Source organism: Paenibacillus provencensis (genome assembly GCF_042678545.1).
GTDB lineage: Bacteria > Bacillota > Bacilli > Paenibacillales > Paenibacillaceae > Paenibacillus > Paenibacillus provencensis.
In genome coordinates, this window is sequence record NZ_JBHTKX010000001.1 from 2,250,511 (window position 1) to 2,265,883 (window position 15,373).

Consider the following 15,373-nt stretch of genomic DNA (forward strand, 5'->3'; position numbering starts at 1 on the left):
ATTAGACCTAGCATCCACTTGAATAACTCCAGATTATACTATAATAGAATTATCTCATAGCTGCGCAGCATATTTAGGGCAGTAAATATCCTTTTTCAACTGCCTGCTCGAGCAGGCTCGCTGCATATTCAGCCAGTACAGGGGATGCTTCTGCTATGACGGCAACACGCACCTTAACTGCGCTGACAGACACCTGATGTGCTCTCCATGCTTTCCCTTCTGTGTAAAAGTTATGCAGTACCGGATGAAGACGATCCATAGCCGCAGCATACTTGGCCTCATTCGTCAGCCCTTCTTCAAATTCAAGCCACAGATTCATCCACTCGCTTGCTTGTTCGTCCGGAAGAAGACCAAAGATCCGTTTGGCAGCCGCTACTTCTCTATCCCATTTATCCTCATAGCCTTTGACATCATAAGCGAATGTATCTCCTGCATCAATCTCAACCAGATCATGAATAAGCAGCATATGAACTACTTTCTTCAGATCCAATTGATCATCTATCGCATGCTCCTTCAAGAGAAGAGCCATGACTGCGATATGCCAGGTATGCTCCGCATCATTCTCCCGCCGTGACCCGTTCATCAGATACGATTGGCGGAGCACATGCTTAAGCTCATCAATCTCGCGAATAAATTCAATCTGTTGGGCAACTCGTTCCATACTCATTGTTACATTCTCCTTGTCCTGCTTATCTTTCGTATTTCATCTAAACCTGCTGTTAAGCATACCACTCTGGGATTATTGAAGCCAAGTCCTGAAGAACATGGAAGCTGTCTCCTAGATTAGAGCCTCTCATTATCAAACCGCTGTGGTATAATTAATCTAAAAAATTGGCTGATGCATTAGGGCTGAAATACTGAGGGGTTTGATCGTGGCTAAACATCATCATCGTAACGTTGGTATTTTCGCGCACGTCGACGCTGGCAAAACGACGACGACCGAGCAAATATTGTATCTAAGTGGCGTCATCCGCGCTCTAGGCAGTGTAAATGAAGGAACCGCATTCACAGATTCGCTGGAAATCGAAAAACAAAGAGGGATATCCGTCAAAGCTGCAGCTACCTCCTTTGTATGGAAGGATTGCACGGTAAATCTAGTAGATACGCCTGGGCATATTGATTTTATATCTGAGGTGGAGCGCAGTCTCCGAGTTATGGATGGAGCCATCTTGATCGTATCCGCTGCTGACGGGGTTCAAGCACAGACTGAAACCATTTGGAAAGCACTTCGCAAACTACATATACCCACTATAATTTATGTGAATAAGATGGATCGGCCGGGTATCTCTCTCACTGAAATCATGGACAATATGACTTCACTTCTGTCTCCAGCTGCCCTGCCTGTTCAACAGGTACAATTTGACCAAGAGGCGTTATGTAAGACAGTATCTATCTTCGATGAGGATGGAAGTAACGCTCGTGAGGAACATAGCACGATTGCCGAATGGCTGGCTGATCAGGATGAGATCTTCTTGGAACGATTCATTGAAGGTAAAGAATTTCCCGTTCATGAGCTTCGTGACCGGATTGCAGAGGAAGCAAGACATGGAAACGTATTTCCTGTCTGTTTTGGCTCGTCTCAAAAAGGAATCGGTATTCGGGAATTAATGGAAGCCATCATCGATTATCTTCCTGCACCAGCGGGAGATGCTGATGGTCCTCTCTCGGGTGTCGTCTACAAAGTAGAAAGAGATAAAACGATGGGAAGAGCTGTCTATGTCAGACTCTATAATGGTAAACTGCATACCCGGGATACCGTCACCATTATGAACCGGGGACTGAAGGAGAAAGTATCTCAAATCCGCAAAATCGAAGGACGAAGAGCAGTCGATCTTACCCATTTTGAAGCTGGTGATATCGCTGCTGTCTACGGTCTTCATGAAGCTCAGATCGGAGATATCATTGGGACAGAGACATCCGTTCCTCCGCTGCCAGGTATGGCAGTCCCGCTTCTAACTGTTCAGGTGCACTGCAAGGATATTGCACAGTATCCTTCTCTTGTTGCAGCCCTTCAGGAATTGACGGATGAAGACCCCTTGCTCGGCCTTACATGGCTCAAGGATGAACGGGAGCTTCATCTTAAAGTAATGGGAGCGATTCAGCTTGAGATACTGGAGAGTATCTTGCTCAGCAGATTCGGGTTAGCTGTCACTTTTGATCCACCATCTGTTATCTATAAAGAAACACCAGCAGCTGACGGAGAGGGCTTCATTGCCTATACCATGCCTAAGCCTTGCTGGGCTATACTCCGATTTGCCATTCGGCCTCTTCCACGAGGCAGCGGTCTTGTATATCGCTCAGAGGTTCGTTACGACCATCTCTTGGAACGCTATCAGAATGAAGTGGCACGTCGTGTGCCAGAAGCGCTTGAGCAAGGGTTGTATGGATGGGAGGTCACGGATCTTGAAGTCGTGCTGACTTATGGAGAACATCATGTGTGGCACACACATCCACTCGATTTTGTGGTGGCAACTCCCATGGGCATTATGGATGGACTTAATCAAGTAAGAACCACTCTGCTTGAGCCGATGCAGCATTTTCGTATAACGGTGCCTGAGGAGTACGGTGGAAAGGTGCTTAGTGATCTCGTTCATATGCGCGCAATATTTGAAGCTCCTTATATTGCACATGGACGATGTACCGTTGAAGGTACTATACCTGCAGCCACCTCCCTGAATTATCCGGTTCAGCTTCGTTCAGAGACGAAAGGCAGCGGAATGATGACGACGAGCTATGCGGGCTATCAGGCATGCCCTGAAGGCATCTTGGCAACTCGTAAAAGACGGGGAGTAGATCCACGGGATCAGTCCCGTTACATCCTTGCTGTTCGCAATGCCATCAGTTCGTCATAACTATAGATAAGATAGAACATTTACGGAGGAAATTTATGAGCAAAATTTTAGGGTTTGGACTTCTACTTTACATTTTCGGCAATCCTTTTGTTGCCATAATCGTACTACTACTCATTGTTTATTTACTTGACCGCAGATTTGTCGGTGTGTTCCCAAGCCTTACCAAGCCATTTAAACGGATGCGGAATATATCAAAAAATCGTCAGCAAATCGCGATGAACCCGAATGATGTGACGGCTAAGCTTGATCTTGCGAGACTGCTCATTGAACGCAAAAAGTTTAAGGAGGCGCATGAGCTGCTTCGATCCATAGAAGATGCCTATGAGCATTCGGCTGAATATTGGGATGCCCTTGGTACGACAGAGATTAGTCTCGGGCAGCTTGAATCTGGAGAACGAAATATTCTCAAAGCGCTTGATATCAACCCAAGAGTAAAATATGGGCAGCCTTATTTGCGGCTTGCCTCTGCTTATAGAGACAAGGATCATAGCAAGGCTCTTCGCTATGTCGAACAATTTCAGGAAATCTCTTCTTCTTCCAGCGAATCGTATTACTACCTCGGTCTGGTCTATCGTGCACTGGGACAGTCGTCTGAAGCCAAGGAGGCGTTCAGTCAGTCGATTCTGGTCTATCGTTCTTTGCCGAAGTACAAGAAGCGCCAAGAACGGCGCTGGGCGGTTCGCAGCTTATTTCGTAGGCTGACGAATTAGGTTATTGTAGCTCTTAACATTTATCGAATCATTTTATACCATACACAAGCAGCTGGATTCCATAAATACAGCTGCTTTCTTGTCTAGTCATATAAAAAAACACTTTCCAGCCGATCCTTATGCTTGTCCATCCATTTCAAACGTGCATACAACTCTTCCAATTGCTGCTCTACTACAGAATAGGAGTCTATGCCCTTTCTCCACCTTGAAATGAAGTGCATCACGACATCTATCCTGATCCTGATGTGATTCATACAGCTGAGTACACACATTCGATTCCTGATCCGTAATTGATACGATGAATTATTCATTCCACCACGAAGTCGGTTAAATACTTAGCTCTGCTGCCGCTTCATGGTATGGTCCTGCAAAATAGCTGTTCCAAATGTCCGAAGGATGCACAGCTCATCATCCTGTTTTTTCTCGTCAACACTCATTCACCAATCTCTCCTTATGTTCAGCCACTTTATGAAGGGAGGAACACAAGCAGCAAGTCCTGCATTCCCCTCTGCTCTTATTATTTTCTTCGAACATTTACATTCCCTATAGATATTAAGGGTTCAAAGCCCAGTCTAGTAAGCTGGTCAACAATTACACGGTAGCCCTTGCTGCTCGGATGCACATGATCGATAAACAGCTGCTCACGCTCTCTTCCCTGAAAAGCATGCAATAATGGGGCTGCGGCAATATTCTTGCTCGTAAAGCCCATCAAAAATTCATTATACTGCTTCACAAATAGATAAGCTGCTTCACTTTGCGGCAAAGGATTGTAAAGTCCGACCAGACGAATAAAGTAAGGGCGTGATTTCTTTTTGAGCTGTTGAATCTGAGAAATAATTTCTGACACATGCTTCTCACAGGACTCAAGCGTTTCAATCAGCACAGGGGAGAGCAAATTCCCCTTGGCCGAACGTGCAGCCCTAATCAGATCGTTCCCGCCTATCGAAATTGTAATAACATCTGCCTCTTTAATTAGATGGCGCAGGTGCTCATTATATTTTACCATGGACAATAGTCCCTGTGAGGTTAATCCGTTCACTCCTCTATTGCTTACAAGCACCATGCTGCCTAAGTGGTTTTCTAGTCTTTTTCGGTAGAGAGGTACAAATCCGCTGCCAAACAATGCACCGATTCCAACGGTGAGTGAATCTCCTAGGGCTAAATATCGGTACACCATATGACTCCCTCCTTTTATTTTGCTGCCGATCTATTTTAGCTTATGGAGGAATTCAGGCTTTTGGCACGGCAAGTTGTCCTTGAGAAGCTCACTTCTCACAAAAAGAACACATACTGACGATTCGAATAGAGGTTCCGAAACGTTCAGTATGTGTTCTCTTATGAATCCATTTCATAACTCATTAAAAAGAAGAATATGAAACTTGAGATACAATAACTCTAAATGAAGTAAGCAGCAATACTTCCGACCAGCATGCCTCCGATAAAATAGACGCCGCTTAGGGGAAATTTTACTTTGCGCAATTCAGCATACATAACTGCAAGAAAGAGTACGAACATGATCAGCTTCAGCCACAAAACTAAGAATGGAACGGCTATACCAAGCAATAAACCTATGATTCTGTACACTGCGGTTGACAATATACTCTGCTCCTCGCTCCTAAGTTATCCTTCTAACACTGCTAATGCTTCTGATCAGCAAGCAGACTTATTCCTCTTCTTCAGTTTCAAAGACACAGCGGAAGCGTTCAACTCCAGGATACTTCTCACCCAAGCTGTATACAACAAAACCCACATTGCGATAAAAATCAACCGCTTCTTCGTCGGTTTCCGCAATAACCGTCTCAGGCTGAACACTGCTGATCATTTCTGAGATGATCCCGCGGCCGTATCCTTTTTCCCGGTTCTCTGGAAGTACAGCCAAATGCTTAATCATCACTTTGTTCCCATCCTGCTCAATTCCGATGAGTGCAACAAGCTGCCCTTCATCTTCGAAACCGAGTAACTCCGTGGAATCATTATTTTTATACATCGCAAGAGCTGCTTGAATATGAGATTCTTCAGGAAGCGTCGAATACCCGATCAGCTCCTGAACGATGACATCATTTATACGATCTCTAATAGAAACTAACAAAATGAAAATCCTCCTGTCCTAATATCCTTAACTATACGTACTTTAGGACTTTTGGCGTCAGATTTCAAGTTCTTTGATAGGATATTGCTGTACAAGCTTCTTCATCAGTCCCTCTGTTATTACTAAACCTGCTGCTTCATAGGACATCATTACAGCACCAATATCACTCGGGAGCTTCTGTTCTACATATACGAAGGAAGGATTACTCTCATTCTTTATACTGCTCTTCAATTGCGAAAACACGGCCTTCTTTAAATATGGTGAAGTAATGCAGCTCCCGCTGAATGACACGAGAACCTCAGAAGATTGAAACGTAGCAGCGATAAGTCGGATGCCGACGGCTGTTTGTCTTGCTGCCTCGTTGCATATTCTGACGGCCAGAGGGTTCCCCGTATCAGCTGCTTCTGTGATGATATGTGCCATATCCCCAAGCAGACGATTCTGGCTGTGTTTGTCCACTCCATATCCACGGAGAGCAAGCTCAGCCAGCTCACGTGTTGATGAGCAGCCTAAATGCTGCAGCACTTGGCCGATTAAGGGCCGGTCGCCCTCATCATAACAGCCTGAGATGATTGCATAAATCGTCTCATAGGATATGAATCGGGCAGCTACACGGGCGTAGTGAGCAAATTCATCATTTCGCACCATTCTGCCTTCTTCATTAATACCAAAAATAAGTGAGCCAGTTCCACCAATCGCTACAATTCCCGGACGTCCTAGAAAAATGGAACGATGGGCAGCCAGTGTATCATTAACCACCTGACCATTGGTGGAGATACCCAGATCATGAAGCACCTCCAATGCCCAGTTCTCATCTCCAGGCTTATCGATCCCTGCCAGCGCTGCCGTAATCGAAGCCACATGGTCCAGCTGTCTTCCTGCTGCATCTAAGACATCTAGAATACCGGTTCGAAGATGCTCTTCCGCCTGTACATTGTGCAGATGATTCGTACCGCCTTTGCGCACTTGTGCCAGAATTTGTCCTGTAAAATCGGCCACAGTGACTCGTGTATAACTTCCCCCTCCGTCGATCCCTATTACGATGTCAGCCCTATTATTCATGAATAACCTCCTGATAAACATATCGATCATTCTCACTTTGAGCTTGCCAGGAGGGGAGCAGCCAGTTCAGTTCCTCAGCCGTATCCTGAATGAACTGCTCCACACGTTCCACATCCATGAACCGAAGGGAGCGGGGCTTAACGGGTTCTTCCAGCTTCCTTAATATCTCAAACCTATAATCATCGACTTCGTCCATTGTAACGAGAGCACCCATGGACAGCGCCGGAGCGCACTCCAGTGCCTCTAGTAAATCCTTGGTTTCCGGATGTATATCCATTAGTATGTATTCCAGCTGCAGCACATCGCGCTGGTATAAGTTCTGAAACGATCTGATCTGACTGTACCAGCGGTAAACAATGAATCGCTGAACATAATTCTCTATCCCTTTATATACTGTTTCTGCCCACCTTACATCTGCATACAAGTGCGCAGCATATCCCAATAAATATTCGCTGTATTCTTCTCCCAGGCTTCGGTCCGCATGAGCCGCATGAAACAGCTGAATATCCCTCACCCTGGGCAGCACACCTTCAGACGGACAGTAATGACTCGCCCATTTCATCTGTTCATTCGCGCCCTGCCGAACTCGAAAAGCGTTGGGTGCGATACTGCCAAGTACAAAAGACGGTGAAGGCCGTCCTTGCTTTACCAGATGGGCAATCGTTAAATGAACCATTGGCCAAGGCATAATAATTCCCCACTTTTCCCCTTTTTTATAAATTGCGCTCTCTCTTGTCTTTCTAATAGGTGGGTTTTGCTATAATGCATCGATTCAGCCGTGCAAAATTAACAAAGGCCAGTGATCCAGCCACTCTTTCTCAAACACACGCTGCTTAAAAAGCCCGGTATGGAGGAAATAGGGACTTTGCCTGACATTCATTTCAAACAGGTCTGCAAGACCAAATGGGCTGACAATCTCCATCTCATCCTGATCATTCAGTCTGATCGCCACTGCGGTTGCCGTTTCAGGCCAATACCTCATTGCATCTTCTACTGATTGGTATGGAGTCGTACGATTGTTGTATTCATGCATTCGGGCCTGGTTCTTGACCTGCCAATTGCGCCTGATCTGACCAGATTCAAGCTGCTTCTCATACTGCTTGTCTATCCATTCTTCTGTCTCGACAGAGTTGTAATAGATGACGTCAATATCATGAAGCGGTGTGTGTTGTTTATATTCATGCAGCACATCCCAAACACGGTTGCGGACATATCCTGCAGCGATACAGCCTTCAGGAAGCCTTAGTTCTCGAACACGCTTCAAGTCGTCCAACACCTGGACATCCTTCATGATATGATATAGCTGCTCTTCATAGCTTAAATTCATAAGTCCCTCCTTGCTCTATAAATTATAGTCTATATGTTCATAGGCATTCAATGAATAGTTTGCACTTTTTTACAAAGGAGGAGATCGTATTTGACCTAGCAAAAAGAAGCAGACCGGCTCCTGAACTGTACCTGCAAAAGTTAGTTGCCTTCTTGCATTCTAACGATCCAGGCAGATTCAAGCGATCTGCCTCATACTTTACGCTGACCGCTTCTGGGCTGCAAAACGAATCAGCTGGCAGCGAAATTCAGTGGGCTCATCATATTTCTGTTCAGGTATGGCTTGTGTTACGCGTTCAGTGAACAATATCTCCCAATCCTTGTATTGATCTGCAAGCATTTCTTCCGCATCCAGGGTAGGCAGATTTAGCTCAATCAAGGGTTCTCTTGGCTTGTTATCTTGCAATGTGACTTCTTCTACATTCGTGCTCATCGTGATTAGATTAATCCCGCCGAGCTTGGTACCCTCCTTCATTCTCTGAATCACTGACTGTAGAGCCACCTCGGAGGACACATGCTCCAAACAGGAGCAAGCTGCAATATAATCATACCGATCCTTTGCAATATCATAATGCTCAATATCTGCCCGCTCAGCTGATATCATATGATCTACCTTATAATTCTTCGCATGATCAACTAGACTTTGAACAGCCTCTTCCAGCAAATCAACAGCGATCAGCTCACTATTCGTTCCTTTCAGTTGATCTGCCATTGCAATCGTATTTCTTCCCGCACCAGCTCCCAGATCAAGTATGGTCAGATCCCGCTTCAAACGCATTAAGCGCGCAAGACTTTCCATCACAATCGGCATAGGACCGGCCATCCAAGTTCCCTCTTCATAAATATCATGCTCTTGATAAAACTGTTTATGGTAATTCTCTTCCATTTTACGAGCTTCTTGAAATTGTTTGCCCATAGAGCAGACACCTCCGTCATAAGTTCATTGTAGGATGTATTTACTCTTTAACCCATTCAAAGGCCTCTAATTCAGTATGGAAAAATATCTATAAAACAATCAATTTCATAACTTATATTAAACCAAAAATAATAATGGCCAGAATAAGGGTAACGATCAGACCTCCGGTTACTATCATCTTGCCAACGTCCCGGCGATATTCATCGTCGTTGAACAAGAGAAACGTGCCCGTTAAGATGGCAATAGGCGACAATACAATCGTCAGTATAACCAGCAGAACAATCGAATACTTATCTAGATAGAACAGCTCCTCTCCTGGCAACTCATTCATGTCCAGCGACTGCTGTTTCTTGACGGCCAGCTCACCACAATTCCTGCATTTAAAGACATGTTCGTCAAGTGGTTCCCCGCATCCCGGACAACTCCGATTCGGATTCATAATACCCTTCCTCTCTCATTAGCCGGCCTTACATTTATCTCTAAATACCTGCCCAAGAACTCTCGTACGGCCTGCTTGTAACCATCCGGATCAATAAGAAATGCTGTTCCATGTGCGGCATGAGGAACGGTGAACAAATACTTGTCCCCTCCGCTGTGTTCATAGAGTTCATACACCATGGATGTAGGTACGAAGTCATCCTCTTCCCCATGTATATATAGAATGGGCAGCTTAGTTCTTTTCACTTGTTCCAGAGCAGACGCCTCTTTGAAGCTGTAGCCTGATTTTAGCTTTGTGTATAAGCTTGTAAGCGGGATAAATGGAAAAGGGGGCAGCTTAAACATTTGCTTCAATTGATAAGTTAATTCCGCATCGACTGAGGTATATCCACAATCTGCTATGATGGCCTTTATTTGTGGAGGCAGCTTCTCCCCGCTGGCCATAAGAACGGTTGCCGCACCCATGGATATACCGTGCAGTATAACCTCACTGTCCGCACCAGTCCGCATAATGACGACCTGCATCCAGTCGATATAGTCCAATCGGTCATGCCATCCGAAGCTAATATAGTTTCCCTCACTCGCTCCATGTCCACGGTCATCCGGCATCAGCACATTATAGCCGATCTCTTCCACATAGAACTTGGCAAAGGCAGACATGTCATAACCTCTCCCTGTATAGCCGTGTGCCAATATTACAGTTCTCTTAGTCTTGGTTCCTGCTTCAATCCATGTGGCTTTAAGTTTCAGGCCGTCAAAGGAGGTCAGCTCAAGCTCCTCCCGTTTCTGTGAACGAATCCAGGCATAATCGGGACCCGAGGAAACGACTTGATCACCAGCTGCCTGATCTGCATTTCCCGCCAAGAAAGCTTTGGGGGTACGTTTTACAGCCATTTTATAAAAGTGTGATACGACGACCGACATGATAACAATGATGACTAGAGCAATGATAACAATCCACCACATTCAAACTCTCCCCTTTTATCCAAACATTCTATCTTTCTGTATTGTGATATATAAAGTATAGTGGTGTCCAGCTGTGCTGGCTATCGCGTACAAAAAAGAGGCATTCTGCTAAAGAATACCTCACCATTTGATTCAGCTATGGAACCTCCATCACAAGTGCTGCTCCATTGCTGTGCAAGCTTCCATATAAGCAGGCATAAGTGCCTCAAGCAAGCCATCTATCGTATCCAGGTGGCCTGATTTAGCCGCCTCCTCTATTGCACCAAACAAGGTAGATAAATAATGGATGCCAAGACATAAACTGCTGGATTTCAAATCGTGCGAAGCTTCAATTGCACCGCTGTAATTTCTTTCCTTCACATATTGGATCAATCGATTAATTTTGTCAGGAGTATCATTTCGATACAATTCGAGGAGTGTCGATAAGAGCTCACTATCTTGATCTTCCCCCAGATCCATCAGCTCAGCCATCGTTTCTTGATTTAAAATTTGTTCATCCCTGCCTGTGACCCATCGCTGTATAATTTCCTTCAGTGCATCCAGAGAGATCGGATTAGCGATGTAATCGTCCATTCCTGCCTGTATGCACTTATCCCACTCTCCCTGAAACATATTGCCCGTAAGTGCGATGATCGGCGTATGACGCTTCATCTCATCACGCTCAATTTGCCGTATTTTCTCTGTCGCCTCTATTCCACCAAGTTTCGGCATCAGGTTATCGATCAAGATAAGAGAGTAAGGCTTGCTCAAATATGCAGATACGGCTGCTTCTCCGTTCTCTACAGTCTCAACATTTGTAATGCCCAGCTTTCTTAACTGCACCAGCACGACTTTGCGGTTAATTCCATTAACCTCTGCCAGAAGAATCGGATGTTGTATTTTAGGCTGATCCGTTCCGTGCAATGAATTCGTCCGACGATTACTGTATGTCGTAGCATCACTGGACTCTGCTGTTTCCATTGCAGATGGAAGACTGACTTCAATCCAAAATGTTGAACCTGAATCCGGTTTACTGAAGACACCGATCTTACCGCCCATAAGCTCAACAAAGGATTTGCAAATGGATAGCGCAAGTCCTGTTCCACCATGTTCTGACTTCTGCCCTTCTCTTGTTTGCGAGTAAGGCTTAAACAGCTTGTCCTGCTCCGCTTGTGATATCCCTATACCGTTATCCGTTACCTCAATACGCAAGCTTTGCTCTTGTTCCGTCTGAGACAATACGATGATGCGGATTCGAATCAAACCATTTTTAGTAAATTTGTTCGCATTGCTCGCGAGATTCGTAAGTATTTGAGTCATTCGCGCTGAATCACCAGCAAACCGTTCGAATAAAGATCTGTCAATATCGGCAACAATCCGATTCCCTTTGCTTGATGCTTTTTGGAATAGTAGAAGGGTTACATGCTTAACGATGGCTCTTAGATCCATGGAAGAAGGGTTAATCTTCATTTCGCCAGCCTCTAATTTGGATAGATCTAGCAGGTCATTGATAAGATGGAGTAGTATATGAGAAGATTCCTGAATTACCGACACGGACTGTCTTTGCTCCTCCGATAAATTGGATAAGGAAAGTACTTCAGCCATGCCTAAAATTCCGTTTAAAGGGGTTCTGAACTCATGACTCAGGAGAGCAAGAAATTCGGTCTTTACCTCATTTGCATGTACGGCATTCTCTCTTGCCTCCGTTAATTTCATATTGGTCTTGTTCAGCTCACGCCGAAGGGTAACCAGCTCATTATTCATGCTCGTAAATTCTTCGAGCAATCGGTGTTCCTGTTCCTTGCTGCGGATGATTTCTTTATTCAGATCCTCAATGAGGTGCCGCAGTCTATTCATCTCTATACCATGATAAGAATTCATAATATCCCTCCTTTATCCATTTTAGTGACACGAAGGGTTCTTATATTACTTGGCAGATATAAAGCTTGTTTGCTTGATCCGTAAGCAGCCGAAAACCTTACCAGCTGCATATTGCAATGAATTGAACAAATCATGCAGCTCCTTCCGTGCTTATAAAATGGATTCTTATTCTTCTACCTTATGATGACTCGATTGTCCCATAAGATGATTATACATGCAAGCATCGTAAGGTACAGCAAAAAGGGATGGACCCTATGAGCAGGGTCCATCCTATTATGTGCTTTCGTTCACTTCTGACAGCTTGCCGCTTGCTGATAAACCGAGCTTCTTGAGAAGACGAATGGCTTCTCTTTTTTCATCCTCCGAGAGCCCTTGCTCGGCTCTAATGATTACTTCGTGATGTTGAGGGAAGATTTGCTCAAAGAACGCAGTTCCCTCCTCCGTAAGCTCAGCATAAATCACTCTTCGATCCTCCAGAGAAGCTCTGCGTATAAGAAGCTTCTTATTCTGAAGCTTGTCCACTACATAAGTAATATTGCCGCTGGACATTAAGACCTTCTCTCCAATTTTTTGAAGCGGCTGAGGGCCTTTATGATACAAGAGATCAAGAACACCAAATTCAGTCGTATTCAAGCCATGGCTTTGAATATCACGGTTTGATCGTGCGGTGACTGAATTATATGCTCTTGCAAGCACCACAAACAGCTGAAGCGATAAATCCTTGTCATCGCTAATATTAGACATAACCTTGCCTCCAGTAACTATACTCCACATGAAGTTTGATAAACTCCATAGCTAAAATGAAGTTATCACCCCCTGTCTATGGATTTCTTTCCTCACTTGCGTTTAATTTCTATTGTTCCATTTGCATGTGCAACAACAATCGTATCTGCCATATCTACAAATAAACCGTTGTCAACGACACCAGGAATCATGTTGAGCTTCTGATTCAACGACTCTGCATCAGAGATGCGGCCCAGCTTGCAGTCTGCAATGTAATTCCCGTTGTCTGTCTTGTATTTTTCCGACCCGTTCATTCGCCATGCAGGATGGCAGCCCATTTGATCCAGCGCATGGTAAGTCCATTCACAAGCAAATGGAACGATCTCTACAGGCAGTGGAAATTTCCCTAATGTATGTACTACTTTGCTTTCGTCAACGACAATAACGAGACGCCGGCTGTTCATCGCAACAATCTTTTCACGCAATAGTGCTCCGCCGCCGCCTTTAATCAGATTCAGACGACCATCTACTTCATCCGCTCCATCAATGGTAATATCAAGCCGTCCAATTTCTGAGAAAGGGACCAATGGAATTCCTAATTCTCTTGCTTGATCCTCCGATGCTTGTGAAGTAGCCACCGTTTCAATTTGCAGTCCTTCATTCTTTACCCGCTCACCAAGGCGCTGAATTGCCCAATAAGCCGTTGAGCCTGTGCCTAGTCCAACCTTCATCCCGTCTTTAACATACTCTACTGCTCTCTCAGCAGCTAAACGTTTTAAATCCACCCTGAGTTCAACTCCCAATCTTGTTCGCATTTATATACTATTGTAACCGATTCATGTTACGTATGAAATATATGTTCTTACGTATTCTATAAGCCATCAGACTTTGACATTTTGAATTATTATACAGGAATAACTCGGTTTGTTCCATCTGTTTACCAGCATGTAATCCCTTATCTTAGATAGATCCGGACAATGCCTATGATGGCGAGATGTAAAGGATAGAAGCTTGTCCACAACCAGCGTGGAACGGAAGATCTGAGTAAAGCTCCCTTATAAATGGCAAAGGCAATAAATAACGAAGATATCGTGCTCCATATCTGAATTTGTGACTGCAGCATATCTATTATATTCAAGAACAGATGTGCGAACACCATCACGAAGCCTTCGGTATATCTATAGATGAGCACGAGTAACAAACCATACATTCCGTAATCCATTGTTGATATTTCCATAATAAACCCAGCTGAGAAAACTATGAAGACGGCTGCAACCTCATTCTTTACTTTGTCCAGCGCCTGTAGTACAAGAAGCGAAGCCAGCAAGGTCCACACGACATTTAGTGTTGATTGGTTAAATGCAGCCATAAACGGGATCTGAGATACAACGGCAATAATAAACAAACGGAAGGAATAACGCTTTACATTACGTGTATGTTTATACCCAAGAAATATGGAAAACGCATATATGGGAAAAGCAATTCTTCCTATAATGCGAAGAACGCTATGTTCGGGAAAAAACACCGCCCCTATGTGGTCAATCAGCATGGTGATCATAGCAATCCAGTGCACTTAATCCGTCCCCTTCCTGTACATAATCATCTATTATCCCACTGAAGAGGAAATTCTACAATTAAGGATAAGCAGAGTAAACATCAAATTCTGATTTCCAATAATTCCAAAGAATCGAATAATTAAAACAATACCGATAAAGATCAAATTCTATTTCCCTCCCGGGAGATCGATAATGTATAAGTTCCCCTCGCTAGACTCCTGCCAGCTCAATGAATAACTGAAGCAAAGTCGTCTTCGACACTCTCCCAATCACTTCATGCTCACCTGCTTCTCTTGTTTCTCCTTCACCACGTATTACAGGGAGACAATTGACTTGATAGCGAATCAGCATTTGGGCAGCGAGCCCGACCGGATCACTCGGCGCAAGGGCGACGGTTTGCGCTCGTCTGGTCATGGTGAGGCTAACTGGAATGGTTTTTAAATCTGCATGTCCGAGTGTGATTTTGAGCAGATCCTTTCGAGAAACAATACCTACAAAATCAAGGCTTTCATTTTCCACAAAAAGTGTTCCTGTATTCTCCTGAAATAACAAAGCGACTGCATCATATGCACTTCGATGCTCCTGGATCAGAATGGGTGGTGTCAGCACATCGTTAATCGTCAGCCTGGATATTTGCTCATTCATCTGACTGAGCTCACTTATTGCCGTTCCAAGAGTATATCCAACCTTAGGCTTCGCATCCAGCAATCCGAGCATCACCAGTATAGACAAGTCAGACCTGATGGTAGGACGGCTTAAACCGAGCTGCTCTGCAATATGGTCTCCTGTGATCGGGGCGTAACGTGAGACCAGGTCGATAATTTCCTGTTGTCTGCTCGATAATTCCATAACCGCACCTCCTCTGATTCCTTCGT

The 15,373-nt window shown here is 44.5% G+C and carries 17 protein-coding genes; 2 read left to right on the plus strand and 15 right to left on the minus strand.

From position 1 onward, the window contains the following. Nucleotides 1–73: 73 nt before the first annotated feature. Nucleotides 74–667, minus strand: coding sequence for an HD domain-containing protein (locus tag ACFQ3J_RS10785; protein ID WP_251584417.1), 594 nt, complete (start codon nt 665–667; stop codon nt 74–76). Nucleotides 668–872: 205 nt separating this feature from the next. On the opposite strand from ACFQ3J_RS10785, the gene ACFQ3J_RS10790 reads away from it, so the two are divergent. Together ACFQ3J_RS10790 and ACFQ3J_RS10795 are read left to right on the plus strand one after the other, a co-directional pair. Then, nucleotides 873–2,852 (plus strand): GTP-binding protein, encoded by a 1,980-nt coding sequence (locus tag ACFQ3J_RS10790; protein WP_251584415.1) that lies wholly within the window; start codon nt 873–875, stop codon nt 2,850–2,852. A 35-nt stretch (nt 2,853–2,887) separates the two neighbouring features. Further along, entirely contained in the window at nt 2,888–3,562 is a 675-nt protein-coding gene (locus tag ACFQ3J_RS10795) for a tetratricopeptide repeat protein (protein ID WP_091154971.1), read from the plus strand. Between the two features lie 517 nt (nt 3,563–4,079). Here the strand turns inward: ACFQ3J_RS10795 and ACFQ3J_RS10800 are convergent. The 14 genes from ACFQ3J_RS10800 to ACFQ3J_RS10865 form a co-directional block, all read right to left on the minus strand. Next, on the minus strand, nt 4,080–4,739 hold the full coding sequence (locus ACFQ3J_RS10800; RefSeq protein ID WP_251584413.1) for a GDSL-type esterase/lipase family protein: 660 nt from the start codon (nt 4,737–4,739) through the stop codon (nt 4,080–4,082). 218 nt (nt 4,740–4,957) lie between these two features. Continuing rightward, the gene (locus ACFQ3J_RS10805; protein ID WP_091154965.1) at nt 4,958–5,158 is read right to left on the minus strand and encodes a hypothetical protein; all 201 of its coding nucleotides are present in this window, start codon (nt 5,156–5,158) and stop codon (nt 4,958–4,960) included. Nucleotides 5,159–5,225: 67 nt separating this feature from the next. Continuing rightward, nucleotides 5,226–5,651 carry a GNAT family N-acetyltransferase gene (locus tag ACFQ3J_RS10810; RefSeq protein WP_251584411.1) on the minus strand — a complete coding sequence of 142 codons (426 nt, stop codon included), beginning with the start codon at nt 5,649–5,651 and terminating at the stop codon, nt 5,226–5,228. 57 nt (nt 5,652–5,708) lie between these two features. Then, complete coding sequence (locus ACFQ3J_RS10815; RefSeq protein WP_251584408.1) at nt 5,709–6,713, minus strand: BadF/BadG/BcrA/BcrD ATPase family protein; 1,005 nt, start codon at nt 6,711–6,713, stop codon at nt 5,709–5,711. Continuing rightward, entirely contained in the window at nt 6,706–7,401 is a 696-nt protein-coding gene (locus tag ACFQ3J_RS10820) for a zinc dependent phospholipase C family protein (RefSeq protein WP_091154961.1), read from the minus strand. The genes ACFQ3J_RS10815 and ACFQ3J_RS10820 overlap by 8 nt, the downstream gene beginning before the upstream one ends. Nucleotides 7,402–7,485: 84 nt before the next feature. Next, nucleotides 7,486–8,040 (minus strand): nucleotidyltransferase family protein, encoded by a 555-nt coding sequence (locus tag ACFQ3J_RS10825; RefSeq protein ID WP_251584406.1) that lies wholly within the window; start codon nt 8,038–8,040, stop codon nt 7,486–7,488. 198 nt (nt 8,041–8,238) lie between these two features. Next, nucleotides 8,239–8,955, minus strand: a complete 717-nt coding sequence (locus tag ACFQ3J_RS10830; protein WP_091154956.1) for a class I SAM-dependent methyltransferase — start codon at nt 8,953–8,955, stop codon at nt 8,239–8,241. A gap of 112 nt (nt 8,956–9,067) precedes the next feature. Next, nucleotides 9,068–9,394, minus strand: coding sequence for a hypothetical protein (locus ACFQ3J_RS10835; RefSeq protein WP_251584403.1), 327 nt, complete (start codon nt 9,392–9,394; stop codon nt 9,068–9,070). Beyond that, nucleotides 9,391–10,359, minus strand: coding sequence for an alpha/beta hydrolase (locus ACFQ3J_RS10840; protein ID WP_251584401.1), 969 nt, complete (start codon nt 10,357–10,359; stop codon nt 9,391–9,393). The genes ACFQ3J_RS10835 and ACFQ3J_RS10840 overlap by 4 nt, the downstream gene beginning before the upstream one ends. Before the next feature lie 150 nt (nt 10,360–10,509). After that, complete coding sequence (locus ACFQ3J_RS10845; protein WP_251584400.1) at nt 10,510–12,219, minus strand: ATP-binding protein; 1,710 nt, start codon at nt 12,217–12,219, stop codon at nt 10,510–10,512. 273 nt (nt 12,220–12,492) lie between these two features. Beyond that, nucleotides 12,493–12,963, minus strand: a complete 471-nt coding sequence (locus ACFQ3J_RS10850; RefSeq protein ID WP_091154947.1) for a MarR family winged helix-turn-helix transcriptional regulator — start codon at nt 12,961–12,963, stop codon at nt 12,493–12,495. 92 nt (nt 12,964–13,055) lie between these two features. Next, on the minus strand, nt 13,056–13,727 hold the full coding sequence (gene rpiA / locus ACFQ3J_RS10855; RefSeq protein ID WP_091154944.1) for a ribose-5-phosphate isomerase RpiA: 672 nt from the start codon (nt 13,725–13,727) through the stop codon (nt 13,056–13,058). A gap of 170 nt (nt 13,728–13,897) precedes the next feature. Beyond that, complete coding sequence (locus ACFQ3J_RS10860) at nt 13,898–14,515, minus strand: TraX family protein (protein ID WP_251584399.1); 618 nt, start codon at nt 14,513–14,515, stop codon at nt 13,898–13,900. A gap of 193 nt (nt 14,516–14,708) precedes the next feature. Continuing rightward, complete coding sequence (locus ACFQ3J_RS10865; protein WP_251584398.1) at nt 14,709–15,347, minus strand: helix-turn-helix transcriptional regulator; 639 nt, start codon at nt 15,345–15,347, stop codon at nt 14,709–14,711. Nucleotides 15,348–15,373 lie beyond the last annotated feature (26 nt).